Source organism: Shewanella frigidimarina NCIMB 400, from assembly GCF_000014705.1.
GTDB classification, from domain to species: Bacteria; Pseudomonadota; Gammaproteobacteria; order Enterobacterales; family Shewanellaceae; genus Shewanella; species Shewanella frigidimarina.
On sequence record NC_008345.1, the window covers coordinates 3,042,943 to 3,060,527 of the forward strand.

Sequence of the window (17,585 nt, forward strand, 5' to 3'; positions counted from 1 at the left end):
GCACTATAACGTTTAACTAAAGATTGTGATAGCAGGTGAAAGCCAAACATCTTGTAGACTTATTAAATACAATTGTTATATCACGATTACAAGTGAACCTAAATAACACCTAGAACAAGCCCCACTACAAATATTATCCAGAAAGTAAATGTGTCTCTGAAGCGATCGAGTAACCAAAAATAAATAAATGCTAACACGCCTGAAACTGCCGTACCAATTATTACATCGATAAAACTAACATCAACTATTAAGCTGAAAATGAAAATAATTGCGGCATAAATACCAGCACACAAGCCTGGACGTTCCGTTTTGAGCAAAAGTTGCATCAAGCCAATTAACAACAAGATTTTAAATGCGATCATTTATACTTTCCTTAGTAATATAACGCTCCGTTATATGCGTTTAATTCCAACATTCACTGCAGTTCCAGCCACAGGTTTTAGTATTTAACCATTTAGCAAAAATGGCTAAAGCAACTCTCCAGCGTTTTAATGAATAGTATTATATGAGTTAACAACATAAATCCAAATCAACTGTTTTTGTCCTTGTTTATTGATTCTTAGGTTTTTGTCAGTTCGTATGCTCGGGAGATAACTAAAGGGAAAAGATCTCCTTCCAAAATAACAGCCCATTGACCATCACCAAAACGTTCAATCCGATTAACATACGTTAAGACATTGCGAAGATCATCAGCTGATGCTGTTGTTATGTTAGACATAATATTCGTTATTTGTCGTGGATCGTAATCAATTTTCCCCCATGGTGGACCACAAAGAGCCCTCATAAATTTTGAGATGGCATTTGGATAGTTGGGATAACCACTCGATCTATCAATATCAGCTAATGCCTGTTTGGCCAGCATATAGCCCTCTTCAAGCTTTTCTACATCATTTTTTAAAAACATACTTACTCCATAAAACCTATACCACAGCAACAAGCAAGTATTCATAGCTAAAATAGTGAGTAATGAATGTTCGCCAAATGTTACTTGTTAACAGTGTATTGATTAACAAAATATTCTGGTAAAAATGATGCTGTAGTAGCGTCAACTAAAAACGTCGGCATGGTGGAGTAAACATATAAAAGCATATCTTTTGATATCATAAATATATGACAAGATACGCCAACATAGTTTTGCAACAAGAACCGTTTACTGACCATGAGGCTTTAAAAAGGTAAGAGATCCATTTTTATCACGCCCTAACAGACATTCACTACACTCAATCAATAAGTTGAGTTGGGCGTGCTCTCTGGATTAATCTCACCATAAACTTCTTCAGGATCAACATCATTAATCAGTAATATTTCCCTAACGGTTTCAATGTGATCTAATATTTTTTGGTAGCTGTCACCATACTCATATTTCGTCACTTCAATTGATTTAGGCATGTAGGTAAACGCAATTTTCAATGCGTTTAATGCAGACTCACTCATTTTGTCACTCATACAAACAGTCCTTATTTAATAGTTTTAATTAATAACATCTTACTCAACTATTCTGCCATAAGGTAGGGCTGCGATTGATTGTGACAATAAACACACGAGCAAGGTAGGAGTACAACGATGCCCTCTGTTATAGCTAATCAACTTAACCTCTTTCAACTCAGATTACGGTAGGATTTCTGATTATTTACTTATTAAATATAATTTAATCATAGTGTTGCTATTAATTGCACTCCGAACATTGAGCAGCATAGCGGCCAAACAAACTTATTATTCGGTAATAACACCAATACAGGGACCATTATTAAATAACAATAAAATCAGCAGCTTGATTATATGCACATAAAACCCAAACGCTCTTGTAATCTAATTGTAACCGCAGTGTTACTTAACGTTCATTGTAAACCTCTATGTTATGGCCAGGTTCTCAAATAACTTAACTACAACATAGGTAATATGAATATGCTCAAACAAGGCTTATCAGTGGTTATCGCTAGTATATTGTCTTCGGCAACATACGCAGGTTCTGCAACCGCAGCGACAACGACTGACACACAACTCAATAATGCTTGGTATAAAGACGGCCAAGCAACCATCACAGAAAAATTACAACAATCAAGATCAACAAGAGCAAAAAATGTCATCTTGTTTGTTGGCGATGGTATGGGGATTTCCACACTTACCGCAGCTCGGATTTTAAAAGGCCAATTAGCCGGTAATTCTGGTGAAGAAGGTTACTTAAGCTTTGAAACATTTCCTTATTCTGCTCTGGTTAAAACCTACAATGTAGATGCTCAAACACCAGATTCAGCAGGCACCATGACAGCCATGATGAGCGGCTTAAAATCAGACGCCGGGGTTCTGGGTGTTGATGAAGACGTCGTTCGTGGTACTTGTGCCTCAGTCAAAGGCAATGAAGTAGTAACCGCCTTAGAGTTAGCCGAAATAAAAGGCTTATCGACGGGTGTGCTATCAACCGCACGTATTACTCACGCAACGCCAGCCGCCACTTATGCAAAATCAGCAGACCGTAACTGGGAAGATATCTCAGACATGGATATTGACAATAATGCTGAACGTGCAGATTGCGAAGATATCGCATCACAACTGGTTAACTTTGAAAAAAATCTAGAACAACGTTACACCGGTGTTGATGTAGACGGCATTGATGTTGTGATGGGCGGTGGTCGTCGTCATTTTTTACCTAAAGATGCCGCATTTAATAGTGTCGATGCCGTTAGCGCTATTGAAGGCGACCGTACCGATGGCCGCGATTTGACCGCAGAATGGAGTGCTATGTATCCAAATGGTCAATACGTTATTGACCAAACTGGATTTGATGCCATTGATACAGAATCCACTGAACGTGTTTTTGCTTTATTCAATGAATCGCATATGCAATACGAAGCTGACCGAGCCAATGATATTGCAGGCGAACCCAGCCTGTCTCAAATGACAGAAAAAGCCATTAAAATACTTGATAACAATCCAAAAGGTTACTTCTTAACGGTTGAGTCTGGACGAATTGACCATGGCCACCATGCTGGCAGTGCAAGCACAGCGCTTAATGATGCCATTGAATTTTCAAATGCTGTTCAAGCGGCATTAGACGCAACAAATGATGAAGAAACACTAATCATTGTCACGGCTGATCACAGCCATGTATTTACCATTGCAGGCTATCCAAAACGTGGTAATCCTATTTTGGGTAAAGTGGTGGGTATTGGTGCGACTGAGCCTAGCGAAGATTCAGCTGGTAATCCTTACACCACATTAGGGTATAGCAATGGACTTGGTTTCAGAGACTTAGGGGCTGAAACAGATGGCGATGCATCTTATGCTGCTGAAGCTGTTGCAGGCCGTCAAGACATCACTGCAATCGATACAACAACCTCTGGTTATCACCAAGAAGTGACGGTTCCATTGAGCAGCGAAACTCACGCGGGGGAAGATGTGGCTATTCATACATCAGGCCCAGGTGCGCAATTAGTTCAAGGTACTGTTGAACAAAGCGTTGTATTCCATTTAATCAATCGTGCTCTTGGTTTAGTTGGTCAATAGACCCTATAAGGTTTTTATGATGAATAAATTTATATTATCAACATTAACAGTTTCATTGGTTTTTGCATTATCAGCTTGTGGTGATAACGGTGACAATGGCACAGATGGAACTAACGGTATCAATGGTTCTGACGGATCAAACGGTACTAATGGTATGAACGGAACCAACGCGTTAATTACCCAAACCCCCTTAGCGGTAGGTAATGCTAATTGTCTCAATGGTGGTGTGCAAATCGACTCGGGTATCGATACAAATGCTGATACCGTTTTAGATGCGTCAGAAATAACATCAACTCAATATGTATGTTCACCTGCTGCGACCACAGTAAACGATACCGAACTACTAAGCAGTTTAAATAACTCATGGTTTAAACAAGGCGCTGCCGAAATAGAAACAGCAGACGATATTTGGAATAAAATTGATAGCCAATTAGCAAACAATGCCAACGTATCGATTGCAACTGCATCTACCGCAGCAGAAATAACCGCACTTAAAGGCTCAGCTAAGAACGTGATTTTATTTGTTGGTGACGGTATGGGTGTTTCAACTGTAACTGCTGCACGTATTTTAGATGGCCAAAATAAAGGCATGATGGGTGAAGAAAACCAACTAAGCTTTGATAAATTCCCATTTTCTGGTTTAGCGAAAACCTACAACGTTGATGCACAAACACCGGATTCTGCAGGAACAATGACAGCGATGATGTCAGGCATTAAAACGGATGCTGGCGTGCTAGGTGTTGACGAAGATGTGGTTCGTGGCAACTGTGCTAGCACGAAAGGCATTGAGATGATCACTGCGTTAGAGTTAGCTGAAATTGCAGGTAAATCAACGGGTGTTATCTCTACCGCACGTATTACCCACGCGACACCGGCAGCAACTTATGCAAAGTCAGCAGATCGTAACTGGGAAGATATCTCAGATATGGACATTGCCAACAACCCTGAGCGCGCTAATTGTGAAGATATTGCATTACAGTTAGTCAATTTTGAAGCCAACTTAGAAGCTCGATATGCCGGTGTAGATGTTGATGGTATTGAAGTGGTTATGGGTGGTGGTCGTCGTCATTTTTTACCTAAAGATGTAGCATATAACAGCAATGACGCAGTCAGTACTATTGAAGGTGACCGTACTGATGGCCGTGACTTAACCGCAGAATGGCAAGCGAAGTACGCAACAAGTGCTTATGTATTTGACCAGGCTTCATTTAATGCTATAGACACTGAAACAACACCGCGCGTATTTGGTTTATTTAACGAATCGCACATGCAATACGAAGCTGATCGTAAAAATGATATTGCCGGTGAACCTAGCTTGTCAGAAATGACCGCCACTGCCATTAAGGTGCTTAATAATAACGATAAAGGATTCTTCTTAACGGTTGAATCTGGTCGTATTGACCATGCTCACCATGCCGGAAATGCTTACAACGCGCTAAATGACGCGATTGAGTTTGCTAAAGCAGTGCAAGTAGCGGTTGATGCAACAAGCCAAGAAGACACTTTAATTATTGTTACAGCTGATCACAGCCATGTATTTACCATTGCAGGCTACCCTAAACGCGGTAACCCAATCTTAGGTAAAGTGGTTGGTATTGGTGCAACTGAGCCAAGTTTAGCCTCAGACGATATGCCTTATACCACGGTAGGTTACACCAACGGCCTTGGCTTTAGAGACTTAGGGACAGAAACTGATGCCGATGCCAGTTATGCAGCGGCTGCGGTAACTGGCCGTGTTGACTTAACCGATATTGATACATCAACAGCAGGTTTCCACCAAGAGTCGCTAGTGCCACTAGGCAGTGAAACGCATGCAGGTGAAGACGTTGGCGTTTTTGCTGTAGGACCTGGCGCTCACTTAATTACAGGGACTAATGAGCAAAGCTTAATATTCCATGTAATGGATTACGCTGGCAACCTTTCTGGTGCAACTCAATAAAGACCGCTAAATAAGTCATCAATAAAGAATAGGGGTTCGCCCCTATTCTTTAACTTTTAGCTTCCACCTTGATACTTAATCAGCCAATAAGATGAAACACATGAAAACTCTATTGTTACTAACCGCTATTACTTTCCCGTTATTTGCTTCAGCAAGTGACACTTGCCAATCAACTACGCTTATGGCGACCTATAACATTGAACAAACGACTCGCGATGCAGCATCAAACAAACAAAACCAACTGGTACTATTAAGAGCCCAAAATTCTGTATTTCACATCAGCAATCAACAAGTAGCAACACAATGGACAACACTGCCACATAATCACATGAAAAAAACCTCATACTTTATTGATGACAAACGCGCCATTGAATATGAAGCAACCAAGACGATATCTAATCAAGCATGGCAATATCATGCACAATTATTGCACCCATTATTTCAAAAACAATCAACACTCATTGAAACGACTGGGCAAGGTTGCGATAAACTAGAACATTATCAACAACAAACAAATACAAAAACGGTTGATATATGGTGGTTTCCAGCAAAAAAACTAGTACAACGCATTAGTACTGTATTGTCAGATAAAGGTGAATCTGCAGATAAAGCCGTAAATTGGCAATTAACCGAAGTGACTTACGACAACAAAATGATTCAACAACAGTTAGATACATTCTCTACGTACCAATCTACCGACTTTGCTGATATTGGCGATAATGAATCTGACCCGTTTTTTAGAAAAATGATCAACTTAGGTTTTATTGAACACAGCGCTTCAGGATTTTATGACAGCGAAGGAAATTCATTATCGTCGGCACATCAGCATTAACATTGGCATTAGCCATCGTACTGATGAACTTATGGGCTTAAGCAATGCAAGCCGTTACATTTATCTCCGTTCTCCCCGCCTCTGTTTAAGACAAACAAAGTAATAACCATGCTATTAGTCTCGCCATCACAGGGAAGTGAAGCGTTACCCTTAATGAAGCTGATTCAACGTAACGCTGTAGCAAAGTGATGAGATAAGGCTTATATGCTTACATTTGGACAACACCAGTTAGACATTGTCCAAGGTTAATGAATAAGCAAATATAGACTCGTCATTGTCGGTGTCTGATGGGTAATCTTTATTACTGGATAGACATTATCATTGCATAGACATTATTTTTATCCAAAATAAATCAACACACTGTATTACACCTGCTGATGCTTTATTGTTTCTATCTGACGTTATCATCTGTCTAACGTTATCATCTGCCTAAAAATTGAATATTTCTCATTGATAGGTGTAAAATCAGTGAGTTAATGTTATTTTGCTTCGCACAAAGGATTTTCACCGTAAAAGCCAAACCAATTAAAAGGATGTTTCTAAGTATGAAAAACAATGGTACGAAAAACAAAATCATCGCGTTATCTCTTGCACTCGCTATTGCCCCTTCTATCTCTTATGCCCGCGACGATGTCGGCAGTTATTCGGTAGCAGATGCGCTGAGTACAGAACACGCAAAAAATAAACTTGGCAGCAATGTTGCGTTTTATTTTGGTGATCAGGCTTATTCAGAGCCAGTAAAAATTATCGGTGAATTCAGTGCTAACAAAAAGACCAATGCCTTTAACAAATCTGATATCGAAGCTTGCCATTGGGTGTTTTTATCGGCAATGATCGCGCTAAAAGAGCGAGCGGTTAAAGAAGGCGGTAATGCTGTCGTTGAAATCAAATCAAATTATAAAAACAATCTTACTAGTAGCAATGACACTTTCCAGTGCGGTGCTGGCAATATTGTTGCAGGCGTTGCACTAACCGGTAAAGTGGTTACGTTGTAATCCTCAATAGCCAAGCGCTCATTGAGTTAGCTTGGCAAATTCCAATCTCATGATTATTTGTGCTCAGATAACGTCAACGCCGTAAAATTACGGTATCCTTAGCCCAAATGTTCAACTGCAGCCCTTAAATGCCCACCAATATCATTACCATGTTCCCTGAGTCGTCCGATAAATCATCGACTCCCGCATCGATAAGCGCTGTAGAGCAACCTGCAGCTGTGACCTGTTCAAATTGCCAAGCCTGTTGTTGCCGCTTAGAAGTAATGTTAATAACCGAAACTGGTGTGCCTAAAGTGTATATAGCCAAAGATAATTGGGGCGGAGAAGTGATGCGCCGACTTGATGATGGTTGGTGTGCAGCGCTAGACCGAGACACGATGATGTGTTCGATTTACGAAGTTCGGCCGCTGATATGCCGTGAATTTGAAATGGCTGAATACGAATGTGTTTCTGAACGCGAAGCCTTTGGCATTTAACCGCCAAAGAATACGATGTTAAATGCAATGCGATTACATTTAACATCGACAAACTGCTCGATAAAACCAAGTTGCTCCAAAGACTACAATCGTTTAGTTTGATTACTGATAAAATGCATCTGGTAATGTCCAACTAATGACTTGCTGTTGCCCTTGCCAATTTTCAATGGTTAACCAAGCCTTATGTTCTGCTGTTAATACTTCTGGTGCAATAGCATGAACTTCTTGTCCGTGCTGACTGCCGTGCAAGATACCTGCATCGCCCATTTGTAATGTTTCTAATGGAAGAGGCTCTGTGCCAATATTTAAATATGCTTGACGGATCTTGTTTACCTTCCCCTTACTAAACAATAATAAAAAATCCTTAGTATAGGTACCATCGTGAAGATATGGCGGATCAAGATCATACGGCATAGGTGTTATTTCAAAAGCGCCAACCGCTTGAGTTTCCCATGCATCTGGGAATTGTGGGAATAGAGACTGATATAGAAAATAACAAACTAGTACTAGCACTAAGCCATTTATTTTATATTTGTAACGATTCCATATGGTGTTTTTAATGCGGGCCATTAGTTACCTTCCTGCTCGACAAGTTGTGGGCTGTGTGTTGCCAACGGAGCATCTAGGTCGGTTCTGCCGGCTTTTACGGTTCGACTTCCCCACATTAAAAATCCTGTGATAGACATTCCCGTTAGAAAAATACCGAAGATAAACCAAATCACTTTGGTCCACAAACCACCTATTGTGCCGTAATGCAGTGGATCAGCAATATGCGATAGGGTTTGTAAGGTTGTCATTGCCGCTGGCGATCTTTCACTTTCAATAGTGCCGCTCCATGGATTCACTGTCACACCATAAGCATACTGATCATAGAAAATATGATCTCCCTGGCCATACACTTTATAAGTATCTCGATTGTGCTCTGGAAGCATAATGTAGGTACTTTTAAAGCCCGGGAATTTTTGCTCGGCTACTTGCAGCGCATTAGATAACGTATACGGTCTAATGGGAGCATCGTTTGCTGATGTAGGCACTTGGCTTGCTTCAATTAATGGCGCGTGTGGCTCCAAATCTATGTGGTTGTGCCACATAATAGCTTGTGTTAAATACCATAAACCCGTAATGCTCATAAGCATTAAAAACCACATTGACCACACTCCTGCCAATCGATGTAGATCTGCAAGCAATGTTTTTTTACCTTGATTTAAACGTAATTTTGGCTGGATAAATGAACGCCAGAACTTTTTATAAATCACCAGTCCAGAAACCAATGCACCCAACATCACAATTGCCATAAAACAGACAATGTAATAGCCGACACTGTAATTAACATGCCATGGAAACAGTAACCAACCGTGTAATGAGCGCATAAAATTAGTGAAGGTCATGCCAAGATTAATTGCTTGTATTTGGCCGGTGTATTGATTGACATAAGCAATGGCAAAAGGCGCATCGCTATCGTTAAAAATAACCGCATTAACCAGATAAGACTCAAAGCTCATCACTGTGGTGATGTTTGCTGTGGGGTGCGCTTGTTGCACAATTTCAACGAGTTCTGACATCGGTTTTTCTGCCAGATTTTGCGGGTTACTTGCCCTCGAGTCAGGATTTGTAAGCCAGGTTAATTCATGACTTACCACTGAAATTGTTCCTGTGAGGCACACGAAACAAAAAATTATCCATACGGGCAATGAAAACCAGCCATGAAGCTTAAACCAAAATTTATTACTAAGTTTTGCCATCTGTTTTCCAAATTTGTCCGTTGTCTTTATAGAGATGAATATCCCGCATATGTTAATACGATTGATAACGAATCTCAATAACCATTGAGTGATAATTATTATCAATTGTAAATTTTGTGCTAATCGTCCCATTTCTATTAATGTAACCGCCATCAACGGTTGCTAATGATAATCATTAGCAATAACATTAGTACCTGATAGTTATTATGTACCCTCATTAACATTATTTAGCGCTAAAAAAGATAAGGCAAAACATGAAACCTCAACACATCTTTGCACTTTCATCATTAGTTTTGGCTATGGGCTTTCTAGTACAGCCCTTCGCCCTTGCAGCCGAACAACAAAATGCTGACAACAATGATCAAAATATCGAAAAAATCCAAATCTTGGGTGTTCGTTATAAACGCGTTAGCCAAGGCGCGACCGGGTTAACCATGGAGATTGATGAAACTCCTCAGTCAATCAGTGTGGTGACCAACGAACAGATAACTAATTTTGGGGCCAATAACCTTAATGACGTACTTCGTCTTGCGACGGGTATTAATGTTGAAGAATGGGAAACTAACCGCACACAATATACTTCTCGCGGTTTTGAAATTAAAAGTACCCAAATTGATGGCGTCGGTTTACCTAATGACTGGGGTATCGTCACTGGTGCAATGGAAGCTTATGGTTATGAAAAAATTGAAGTTATTCGTGGTGCTAACGGGCTACTTACCGGAATAGGTAATTCTGCTGGTACCATTAATTATGTCCGTAAACGCCCAACGAATGAAAATGAAGGCGAAGTAGGCGTTTCCTACGGTTCGGATGACTTTAAGCGCGTACAAGCTGACTACTCTGCCCTGTTAACAGAAAGCGGTAGTTGGGCTGGTAGAGTTGTTGCGGTGGTAGAAGACAAAGGGTCATACCTAGATGGCCTAGAAAACGATCGTGGCTATATTTACGCTGTTGTTGATGGCCAATTAACAGACAATTCAACGTTAACGTTAGGGTTTTCATACCAAGATGCCAACACAGACGGCAATACCTGGGGGGGATTAGTATTTAACTATACTGACGGCACCCAAGCTGAGTGGGATACCAGTGCGACCACAACACAAGAGTGGACCATGTGGGACACTAGCAACACAACCGCATTTGTTGAGTATACTTACATTCTGCCTAACGATTGGGATCTTAAGGTTGCCTATAACCATCAAGGTTTAGAAGATGAAAGTAAGTTATTTTATGCTTCTGGAACCATTGATAAGGACACAGGCTTAGGATTAAATGGTTGGCCTGGTCGCTATGACACTGAATTTTCAGCCGATATTGTAGACATCACCACAATTGGTCATTACAGCTTATTTGGTCAAGATCATGAGCTCACCTTGGGATTAAGCGGTTCTCAAAGTAAAAAATACATGTACCAACACCCATTTGATTTTGCAGCCACTCCTGCATATGGCCCAACGCCAGCCTTCCCTTACGATCTCAATGCGATCCCTGAACCGGAATGGGGCGATAAAGTAGAGTACTCTGATATAGATGTAAGCTTACTTCGCGCTTATGGTTCAACTAAGTTCAATATCAATGACAGCCTATTCGTGGTTGCTGGTTTTAATGCGATTAAATATACCCGCGAAGGTATTAATAGCGGCGTTGATATAGACAATGACGAGAGCGAGTTTAGCCCTTATGCAGGTGTGGTTTATAGCATCACAGAGGATATAAACACCTATTTCAGTTATTCAGATATTTACCAACCGCAAGAGCAGTATGATTACGATGGGTATTTTTTAGACCCAACTAAAGGCGTAAATTACGAGCTTGGGCTTAAAACCCTATGGCTTGATAATGATTTAATGGCTACCTTTGCACTATTTAGCGCTGAGCAAAATAACCTCGCTAGCTACGCCGGCCTTAATGCCAACGGAAATTATTATTATAAAGGTGTCAATGTCGAATCGAAAGGGTTTGAAGTTGAAGTCACTGGATATATAACAGACAACCTCAATGCAGTATTAGCTTATACGCTGCTTGATGTAGAAGATGACAACGGCGCTGAAGCAAATGAGTGGGCAGCCCGCAACGTTGTTAACTTTTCAATGGATTATACCATTCCACAATTGCCAGAAGTAAGCGTTGGATTCGGCGGCAGATGGCAATCAGAAACCAAAAACGTTGATTCTAATGTAGAGCAAGATGCCTATTTAGTGGTTAACGCTTTTGCCAGTTGGGATGTGTCTGAGGACCTCAATTTAAGAGCTAACATTAATAACCTCACCGATGAAAAATACATTAATAGCTTGGCGACCATAGGTTATTACGGCGCGCCTGTGAATGGTTCGGTGAACTTAACTTATCGCTTCTAGGCGGCATGAAAATGCTAAAGCCAATGACTGAAATTTATGCCATTAGCTTAAGTATTCTTCTGTAATGCGTTTATTACCACACAGATATAATCCATGTGGTTGACCACGATAGCAGACATTATATTGATTGATAAAAAACTTCTTTTTATGAAAATAAAAAGAGGTTTTCTTTTTCAACATAGACACAACATTATTTACCAGCCCTACACAAATGATGGCGTTGATCTTGTCGACAGCAAAACGATATCACCTTATTACTTACTCATCAGCCACACGTGTTGCCGCTTAAAAGACTATGACAACCGAAGCCTGTGAAGCCAAAACTGGCATAGCTAATAAACATAACTGGTTCGTGAGACAATGAAGATGTGACAGCTGATTATTATCTCCTTGTGGCTATTTAATCGACTTACCTTCTAAAATTGACCTAATTAGCTGAAATATTATTAACTCTTACTTGCACTGTATGGCTGTGGGTCTTTATCATAAGCATTACTTTTTTAGGGCTAATCTAATTCAAATCTAGCCCATTATTTGGTCTTTCAGGAGCAACCATGCCAAAGATTAATCTGCTGTTATTGTGCGGCGGTGGCGGTGCAGAGCACGATATTTCGTTAATGTCTGCACGTTTTTTTGAGTCATCACTGGCAAAGTCAGATAAATTTTCGGTACTTAAGTTAGTACTCGATAAACATGGTCATTACCACACTGAAGACGGTAAATTATGCGACCTGACTAATCGTCGTGAAATTCGTTTTGAAGATAACAGTACACCAGCATGGTCAGTTGATTATGTGATCCCGTGTATTCATGGTTTCCCGGGTGAAACCGGCGATATTCAATCATACTTTAACTTAATACAACTGCCCTACTTTGGTTGTGAATCTGAAGCCTCAAGTAATTGTTTTAACAAAATCACCGCTAAAATGTGGTTTTCAGCTTTAGGCGTCCCAAACACGCCTTACATCTTTTTACATCAACTAGATGATGATGCAATCAAGCAAACTGAAACGGCATTTGATAATTGGGGATCTGTTTTCGTTAAAGCAGCATCACAAGGATCGTCTGTGGGATGCTATAAAGTCGATGTGAAAGCCAATATCGCTAACGTACTTAAGGATGCATTCAGTTATGCACCTTACGTTGTGGTTGAGCAAACCATCCATGCGCGTGAATTAGAGGTCGCCGTATATCAATACCAGGGTGAAGTGGTCGCTACCTTACCGGGTGAGATTATTTGCGACAGTAATACCTTTTATTCATTTGATGAAAAGTACGCTACAAATAGTAAGGCTCGCACCGACGTTGTTGCTGATAACCTAAGCCCAGAGATCAGTCAGCTGATCCGTGATTACGCGGTAAAAGCCTTTAAAGGGATGAAGTTACGTCACTTGTCGCGCATCGATTTCTTTTTAACTGCCGATAACCAAATTCTCTTGAATGAAATTAACACCTTCCCTGGGTTAACGCCTATTTCAATGTTCCCGAAAATGTTGCAAAACCATGGACATAATTTCACTGAATATTTAATTGATGTGATTGGACAACAGGTTGATTTAACGTAATCAATTTTAGTACAAAATGCATAAAACAAAAGGCCAGCAAATTTGCTGGCCTTTTCTATACACTTACAATGTTAAACAGTTTAGAACCCTTCTACGCCCGCCATATCAGGTAATTGGTGTGCAATACCTTTATGACAATCGATACAGGTTTTTTCGCCGCTAGCCAGTGACGTTGAATGCATTTGTGATGCACGCTTAGACTGGCGAGTAAAATCCATATAGTCGAAGTTATGACAGTTACGGCACTCTAAAGAATCGTTAGCTTTGAGTCGGTTCCATTCGTTTTCAGCCAAATGGCGACGCTTTGCTTCAAACTTTTCACGAGTATTAATGGTGCCGAATATTTTGCCCCACACTTCTTTAGATGCTTGCATTTTACGGGCAATTTTGTCAGTCCAGTTGTGTGGCACATGGCAATCAGGACAGGTTGCACGCACACCACTTCGATTAGTGAAGTGAATGGTGGTTTGCAGCTCCTGATAAACGTTGTTTTCCATTTCATGACAACCAATACAGAATTGCTCACGGTTAGTCAGTTCCAGCGCGGTGTTGAATCCGCCCCAGAAAATAACCCCTGCGATGAATCCACCAATGGTTAAGAAGCCAAGGCTGTAATGGACACTCGGACGACACAGCACTTTCCACACTATTTTTAGTTGCTCAAACAATTTTGCAATCATAGTGACTCCTAGTGCTTAACTGGGGCTTTCGCCTTCATTAAGTGATCAATATCGACAAAGTCATTTTCAACTAATAACTTGGCATCTAACTGCGGTGCATGACACTGAGTACAGAAATAACGACGTGGTGATAAATCAGCCAAGAAATTATTATCACGGTCCATATAGTGAGTCACGCTCACCATTGGAGCCTGTGAATGACCAGTACTGGTACGGGCATGACACTGGATACACTTGTTCACTTTAAGATCGATTTGATAACCATCAATCTTGTGCGGGATCACCGGTGGCTGCATTGGGTAATTACGTACCTGCTTAACATCGGTATTGATCACCGCTTGCATTGCAGGCGGTGTCGGTTCTACGTTAATTGGCGCTAAACGTAATGTGTCGATTTTGTCTTCAGGTACACTGGTAGCCATTACACTTACAGAGAAACCTAATAACGCGATAATCGATAATAATTTACCTGTTTTCATGGTCTGTCTCCTTAAGCCTTAACAATCTTTACAGCACATTTTTTATAGTCAGTTTGTTTTGACAAAGGATCTGTCGCATCTAACGTCACTTTATTAATGAGCTGACTAGCATCAAACCAAGGCACAAACACTAAGCCAACAGGCGGCTTATTACGTCCACGCGTTTCAACTCGGGTTTTAATTTCACCACGACGAGAGACGATTCTAATTTCATCACCACGGCGTAAACCGCGCTTTTTAGCATCTTCTGGGTGCATAAAACACACTGCATCAGGGAAGGCTTTATAAAGCTCAGGTACACGCTGTGTCATAGAACCAGAGTGCCAATGTTCAAGCACACGACCTGTTGATAACCAAATATCAAACTCTTCATCTGGTGATTCAGCTGCTGGCTCGTAAGGCAATGCGAAGATAACCGCACGACCATCTGGCTTACCATAGAACTCAAAGTCTTTACCGGCTTTAACGTATGGATCTGACCCTTCACGGAAACGCCATTTGGTTTCTTTGCCATTAACAACAGGCCAACGTAAACCGTGTTCTTTATGGTATACATCAAAGTCTGCTAAATCATGGCCATGACCACGACCAAAGGTAGCGTACTCTTCGAATAAACCTTTTTGAACGTAAAAACCAAAATGCTTAGCTTCGTCATTTAAGTACTTAGGATCGGCATCACTTAACGGGAACTTCTCAACGTTGCCATTTTGATAAAGTACTTCATATAAGGTTTTACCTTTAAATGAAGGATTAGCAGCTAACACATCGGCTGGCCAAACTTCGTCGGTAGTGAAACGCTTAGAGAATTCCATTAACTGCCATAAGTCTGAACGTGACTCGCCTGGCGCAGTAACCATTTGGTGCCAAAATTGAGTACGGCGCTCTGCATTACCATAAGCACCTTCTTTTTCTACCCACATAGCTGTTGGTAAAATCAAATCGGCAGCTTGAGTCGTCACGGTTGGGTAAGCGTCTGACACTACGATGAAGTTTTCTGGATTACGGTAACCCGGTAAACCTTCTTCGTTAATATTGGCGCCAGCTTGGATATTGTTGTTCACTTGAACCCAGTAGCAATTTAGGTCGCCATCTTTTAAGCGACGGTTTTGCTCTACCGCATGGTAGCCAGGTTTAGGAGGAATAATACCACTCGGAATACGCCAAATTTCTTCAGCATGTTTTCTGTGCTCAGGGTTAGTCACCACCATGTCAGCAGGTAAGCGATGTGAGAATGTACCCACTTCACGTGCTGTACCACAAGCAGAAGGTTGACCCGTTAATGAGAATGGGCTGTTACCTGGAGTAGAAATTTTACCGACTAACAAGTGAATGTTATAAATCAGGTTATTACACCACACACCACGAGTATGTTGGTTAAAGCCCATGGTCCAGAATGAAGTCACTTTACGATCTGGATCAGCATAAAGCTCTGCCAACTCGATAAGCTTATGTTCTGGTACACCAGACAACTTACTGACAGATTCAACATCATAATCAGCCACAAATTTAGCAAATTCGTCAAAATCAATCGGTGTAGAGTCACCTGCTGTCGCAACGTTTTTAGCTTTCATTTCTAATGGATGCGTTGGACGTAAACCATAGCCAATATCAGTGGTTCCCTTGCGGAAGTTAACATGCTTTTTGATGAAATCTTTATTCACTTTGCCATTTTGGATAATGTAATTGGCAATAAAGTTAAGCATCGCCAAATCAGTTTGTGGCGTGAATACAATCGGTAAATCAGCAAGGTCAAATGAACGATGTTCAAAGGTCGACAACACAGCAACTTTAACGTGTGGAGCACTTAAACGACGATCGGTTACACGAGTCCACAAAATTGGGTGCATTTCTGCCATGTTTGAGCCCCAAAGCACAAACGCATCAGCCGCTTCCATATCGTCATAACAACCCATTGGTTCATCAATGCCGAAGGTACGCATAAAGCCACCTACCGCAGATGCCATACAATGACGTGCGTTTGGATCGATGTTGTTTGAACCAAAGCCAGCTTTCATTAACTTAACGGCTGCATAACCTTCCCATACGGTCCACTGACCAGAACCAAACATACCAACTGCAGTTGGGCCTTTGGCTTTTATGGTCGCTTTCCAACGTTCGGCCATAGTGTCGAACGCTTTTTCCCATGTAATAGGAGTGAATTCGCCATGCTTGTCATATTTACCATCAGTCATACGCAACATTGGCGTTTGCAGACGATCACGACCATACATAATTTTAGAAAGGAAATAGCCCTTAATGCAGTTTAAGCCGCGGTTAACTTCACTTTTGGCATCACCATGAGTTGCAACAACTTTACCGTCACGGGTGGCAACCATAACTGAACAACCTGTACCGCAAAAACGACAAGGTGCTTTGTTCCATTCTAATTTGGTTTGTTCTGAGCTAGTGATCAGGTTGCTTGCACTTGTAGGTAGTGCTAATCCTGCAACACTTGCCGCTGCGATAGCGGCATTTGCTTTCATAAAATCGCGTCTATTCATTTTCATACTTCACCTTCTTCAAGCTCTTCACTTTGGTGATACACCATGGTGGCAGTCAACACACCCGGAATGGCATTAATTGTTGATATATCATCCATCAACGATCGTTGGCTCGGACCTTCAACGACAACAACTAACTTAACGTCATTATTAGCTGACAACTCAGCATTTTTGATGGCCATAATTTTTTGTCTTACTTCAGCCATTTGCTCAGGGTGTACTTGGACAATTAGGCTGGTTACGTGAAGTTCATTGCTCATACATCGTTCTCACATTGTTTATTATTTTTAGGATTAGCCTGCGCCTGGAGGCCCAGTTAAAATTTGGCTAAACCAGATAGTAAAACCTAGTGCGCTAACCAGTAAGACAGATAAAATTGGGGCTAGAAATACAGTCAAAAAGATAAAAATCTTTAGCTCTAAACCCTTTTTACTTTCAGTTTCATTACTCATGGACCCTCCAAGAGTGGGGATAAAAACAACAAATCATCATCGCTTCATTGCTTCTTTATTACG

At 40.9% G+C, this 17,585-nt stretch carries 17 protein-coding genes; 7 read left to right on the forward strand and 10 right to left on the reverse strand.

All coding sequences use genetic code 11. The annotated features are described in order from the left end of the window. Positions 1–98 precede the first annotated feature (98 nt). From SFRI_RS13030 to SFRI_RS13040, 3 genes are all read right to left on the reverse strand, one after another. Complete coding sequence (locus tag SFRI_RS13030) at positions 99–362, reverse strand: hypothetical protein (RefSeq protein ID WP_011637990.1); 264 nt, start codon at positions 360–362, stop codon at positions 99–101. 197 nt (positions 363–559) lie between these two features. Next, positions 560–904 (reverse strand): DUF6508 domain-containing protein, encoded by a 345-nt coding sequence (locus SFRI_RS13035; RefSeq protein WP_041413087.1) that lies wholly within the window; start codon positions 902–904, stop codon positions 560–562. Between the two features lie 320 nt (positions 905–1,224). Continuing rightward, a complete protein-coding gene (locus SFRI_RS13040) occupies positions 1,225–1,446 on the reverse strand; it encodes a hypothetical protein (protein ID WP_011637992.1) in 222 nt (73 codons plus the stop codon). 453 nt (positions 1,447–1,899) lie between these two features. Here SFRI_RS13040 and SFRI_RS13045 point away from each other — a divergent pair, with 453 nt between their 5' ends. The 5 genes from SFRI_RS13045 (at position 1,900) to SFRI_RS13065 (ending at position 7,746) form a co-directional block, all read left to right on the forward strand. Further along, on the forward strand, positions 1,900–3,504 hold the full coding sequence (locus SFRI_RS13045) for an alkaline phosphatase (protein ID WP_041413089.1): 1,605 nt from the start codon (positions 1,900–1,902) through the stop codon (positions 3,502–3,504). 19 nt (positions 3,505–3,523) lie between these two features. Then, positions 3,524–5,443 carry an alkaline phosphatase gene (locus tag SFRI_RS13050; protein ID WP_041413090.1) on the forward strand — a complete coding sequence of 640 codons (1,920 nt, stop codon included), beginning with the start codon at positions 3,524–3,526 and terminating at the stop codon, positions 5,441–5,443. A gap of 100 nt (positions 5,444–5,543) precedes the next feature. Further along, positions 5,544–6,275, forward strand: a complete 732-nt coding sequence (locus tag SFRI_RS13055; RefSeq protein ID WP_041413093.1) for a hypothetical protein — start codon at positions 5,544–5,546, stop codon at positions 6,273–6,275. A 545-nt stretch (positions 6,276–6,820) separates the two neighbouring features. Continuing rightward, the gene (locus tag SFRI_RS13060; RefSeq protein WP_011637996.1) at positions 6,821–7,270 is read left to right on the forward strand and encodes a hypothetical protein; all 450 of its coding nucleotides are present in this window, start codon (positions 6,821–6,823) and stop codon (positions 7,268–7,270) included. 149 nt (positions 7,271–7,419) lie between these two features. After that, positions 7,420–7,746 carry a YkgJ family cysteine cluster protein gene (locus tag SFRI_RS13065; protein WP_049763595.1) on the forward strand — a complete coding sequence of 109 codons (327 nt, stop codon included), beginning with the start codon at positions 7,420–7,422 and terminating at the stop codon, positions 7,744–7,746. A 102-nt stretch (positions 7,747–7,848) separates the two neighbouring features. Here the strand turns inward: SFRI_RS13065 and SFRI_RS13070 are convergent, their stop codons facing one another. Further along, positions 7,849–8,316 (reverse strand): hypothetical protein, encoded by a 468-nt coding sequence (locus tag SFRI_RS13070; RefSeq protein ID WP_011637998.1) that lies wholly within the window; start codon positions 8,314–8,316, stop codon positions 7,849–7,851. After that, complete coding sequence (locus tag SFRI_RS13075; protein ID WP_011637999.1) at positions 8,316–9,488, reverse strand: PepSY-associated TM helix domain-containing protein; 1,173 nt, start codon at positions 9,486–9,488, stop codon at positions 8,316–8,318. Before SFRI_RS13075 ends, SFRI_RS13070 begins: the two co-directional genes overlap by 1 nt. Positions 9,489–9,742: 254 nt before the next feature. Between SFRI_RS13075 and SFRI_RS13080 the strand changes: the two genes are divergently transcribed. Together SFRI_RS13080 and SFRI_RS13085 are read left to right on the forward strand one after the other, a co-directional pair. Next, positions 9,743–11,845 carry a TonB-dependent siderophore receptor gene (locus SFRI_RS13080; RefSeq protein WP_011638000.1) on the forward strand — a complete coding sequence of 701 codons (2,103 nt, stop codon included), beginning with the start codon at positions 9,743–9,745 and terminating at the stop codon, positions 11,843–11,845. A gap of 554 nt (positions 11,846–12,399) precedes the next feature. Beyond that, the gene (locus tag SFRI_RS13085; protein WP_011638001.1) at positions 12,400–13,410 is read left to right on the forward strand and encodes a D-alanine--D-alanine ligase; all 1,011 of its coding nucleotides are present in this window, start codon (positions 12,400–12,402) and stop codon (positions 13,408–13,410) included. Positions 13,411–13,490: 80 nt separating this feature from the next. Here the strand turns inward: SFRI_RS13085 and SFRI_RS13090 are convergent, their stop codons facing one another. The 5 genes from SFRI_RS13090 to SFRI_RS13110 are packed head-to-tail and all read right to left on the reverse strand — an operon-like array spanning position 13,491 to position 17,522. Continuing rightward, complete coding sequence (locus SFRI_RS13090; protein WP_011638002.1) at positions 13,491–14,090, reverse strand: cytochrome c3 family protein; 600 nt, start codon at positions 14,088–14,090, stop codon at positions 13,491–13,493. 8 nt (positions 14,091–14,098) lie between these two features. Beyond that, the gene (locus SFRI_RS13095) at positions 14,099–14,569 is read right to left on the reverse strand and encodes a nitrate reductase cytochrome c-type subunit (protein WP_011638003.1); all 471 of its coding nucleotides are present in this window, start codon (positions 14,567–14,569) and stop codon (positions 14,099–14,101) included. Between the two features lie 11 nt (positions 14,570–14,580). After that, entirely contained in the window at positions 14,581–17,070 is a 2,490-nt protein-coding gene (gene napA / locus SFRI_RS13100) for a nitrate reductase catalytic subunit NapA (RefSeq protein WP_011638004.1), read from the reverse strand. A gap of 2 nt (positions 17,071–17,072) precedes the next feature. Further along, entirely contained in the window at positions 17,073–17,330 is a 258-nt protein-coding gene (locus SFRI_RS13105) for a chaperone NapD (protein WP_011638005.1), read from the reverse strand. A 33-nt stretch (positions 17,331–17,363) separates the two neighbouring features. Continuing rightward, positions 17,364–17,522, reverse strand: a complete 159-nt coding sequence (locus tag SFRI_RS13110) for a periplasmic nitrate reductase, NapE protein (protein ID WP_011638006.1) — start codon at positions 17,520–17,522, stop codon at positions 17,364–17,366. Positions 17,523–17,585 lie beyond the last annotated feature (63 nt).

Excerpts from the sequence above, each read along its gene's own strand:
- SFRI_RS13055 (WP_041413093.1), top strand. The coding sequence starts at position 5,544 with ATGAAAACTCTATTGTTACTAACCGCTATTACTTTCCCGTTATTTGCT.
- SFRI_RS13045 (WP_041413089.1), top strand. The coding sequence starts at position 1,900 with ATGAATATGCTCAAACAAGGCTTATCAGTGGTTATCGCTAGTATATTG.
- SFRI_RS13110 (WP_011638006.1), bottom strand. The coding sequence starts at position 17,522 with ATGAGTAATGAAACTGAAAGTAAAAAGGGTTTAGAGCTAAAGATTTTT.
- SFRI_RS13035 (WP_041413087.1), bottom strand. The coding sequence starts at position 904 with ATGTTTTTAAAAAATGATGTAGAAAAGCTTGAAGAGGGCTATATGCTG.
- SFRI_RS13105 (WP_011638005.1), bottom strand. The coding sequence starts at position 17,330 with ATGAGCAATGAACTTCACGTAACCAGCCTAATTGTCCAAGTACACCCT.
- SFRI_RS13030 (WP_011637990.1), bottom strand. The coding sequence starts at position 362 with ATGATCGCATTTAAAATCTTGTTGTTAATTGGCTTGATGCAACTTTTG.
- SFRI_RS13075 (WP_011637999.1), bottom strand. The coding sequence starts at position 9,488 with ATGGCAAAACTTAGTAATAAATTTTGGTTTAAGCTTCATGGCTGGTTT.
- SFRI_RS13050 (WP_041413090.1), top strand. The coding sequence starts at position 3,524 with ATGAATAAATTTATATTATCAACATTAACAGTTTCATTGGTTTTTGCA.
- SFRI_RS13090 (WP_011638002.1), bottom strand. The coding sequence starts at position 14,090 with ATGATTGCAAAATTGTTTGAGCAACTAAAAATAGTGTGGAAAGTGCTG.
- SFRI_RS13065 (WP_049763595.1), top strand. The coding sequence starts at position 7,420 with ATGTTCCCTGAGTCGTCCGATAAATCATCGACTCCCGCATCGATAAGC.
- SFRI_RS13040 (WP_011637992.1), bottom strand. The coding sequence starts at position 1,446 with ATGAGTGACAAAATGAGTGAGTCTGCATTAAACGCATTGAAAATTGCG.
- SFRI_RS13085 (WP_011638001.1), top strand. The coding sequence starts at position 12,400 with ATGCCAAAGATTAATCTGCTGTTATTGTGCGGCGGTGGCGGTGCAGAG.
- napA (WP_011638004.1), bottom strand. The coding sequence starts at position 17,070 with ATGAATAGACGCGATTTTATGAAAGCAAATGCCGCTATCGCAGCGGCA.
- SFRI_RS13080 (WP_011638000.1), top strand. The coding sequence starts at position 9,743 with ATGAAACCTCAACACATCTTTGCACTTTCATCATTAGTTTTGGCTATG.
- SFRI_RS13060 (WP_011637996.1), top strand. The coding sequence starts at position 6,821 with ATGAAAAACAATGGTACGAAAAACAAAATCATCGCGTTATCTCTTGCA.
- SFRI_RS13095 (WP_011638003.1), bottom strand. The coding sequence starts at position 14,569 with ATGAAAACAGGTAAATTATTATCGATTATCGCGTTATTAGGTTTCTCT.
- SFRI_RS13070 (WP_011637998.1), bottom strand. The coding sequence starts at position 8,316 with ATGGCCCGCATTAAAAACACCATATGGAATCGTTACAAATATAAAATA.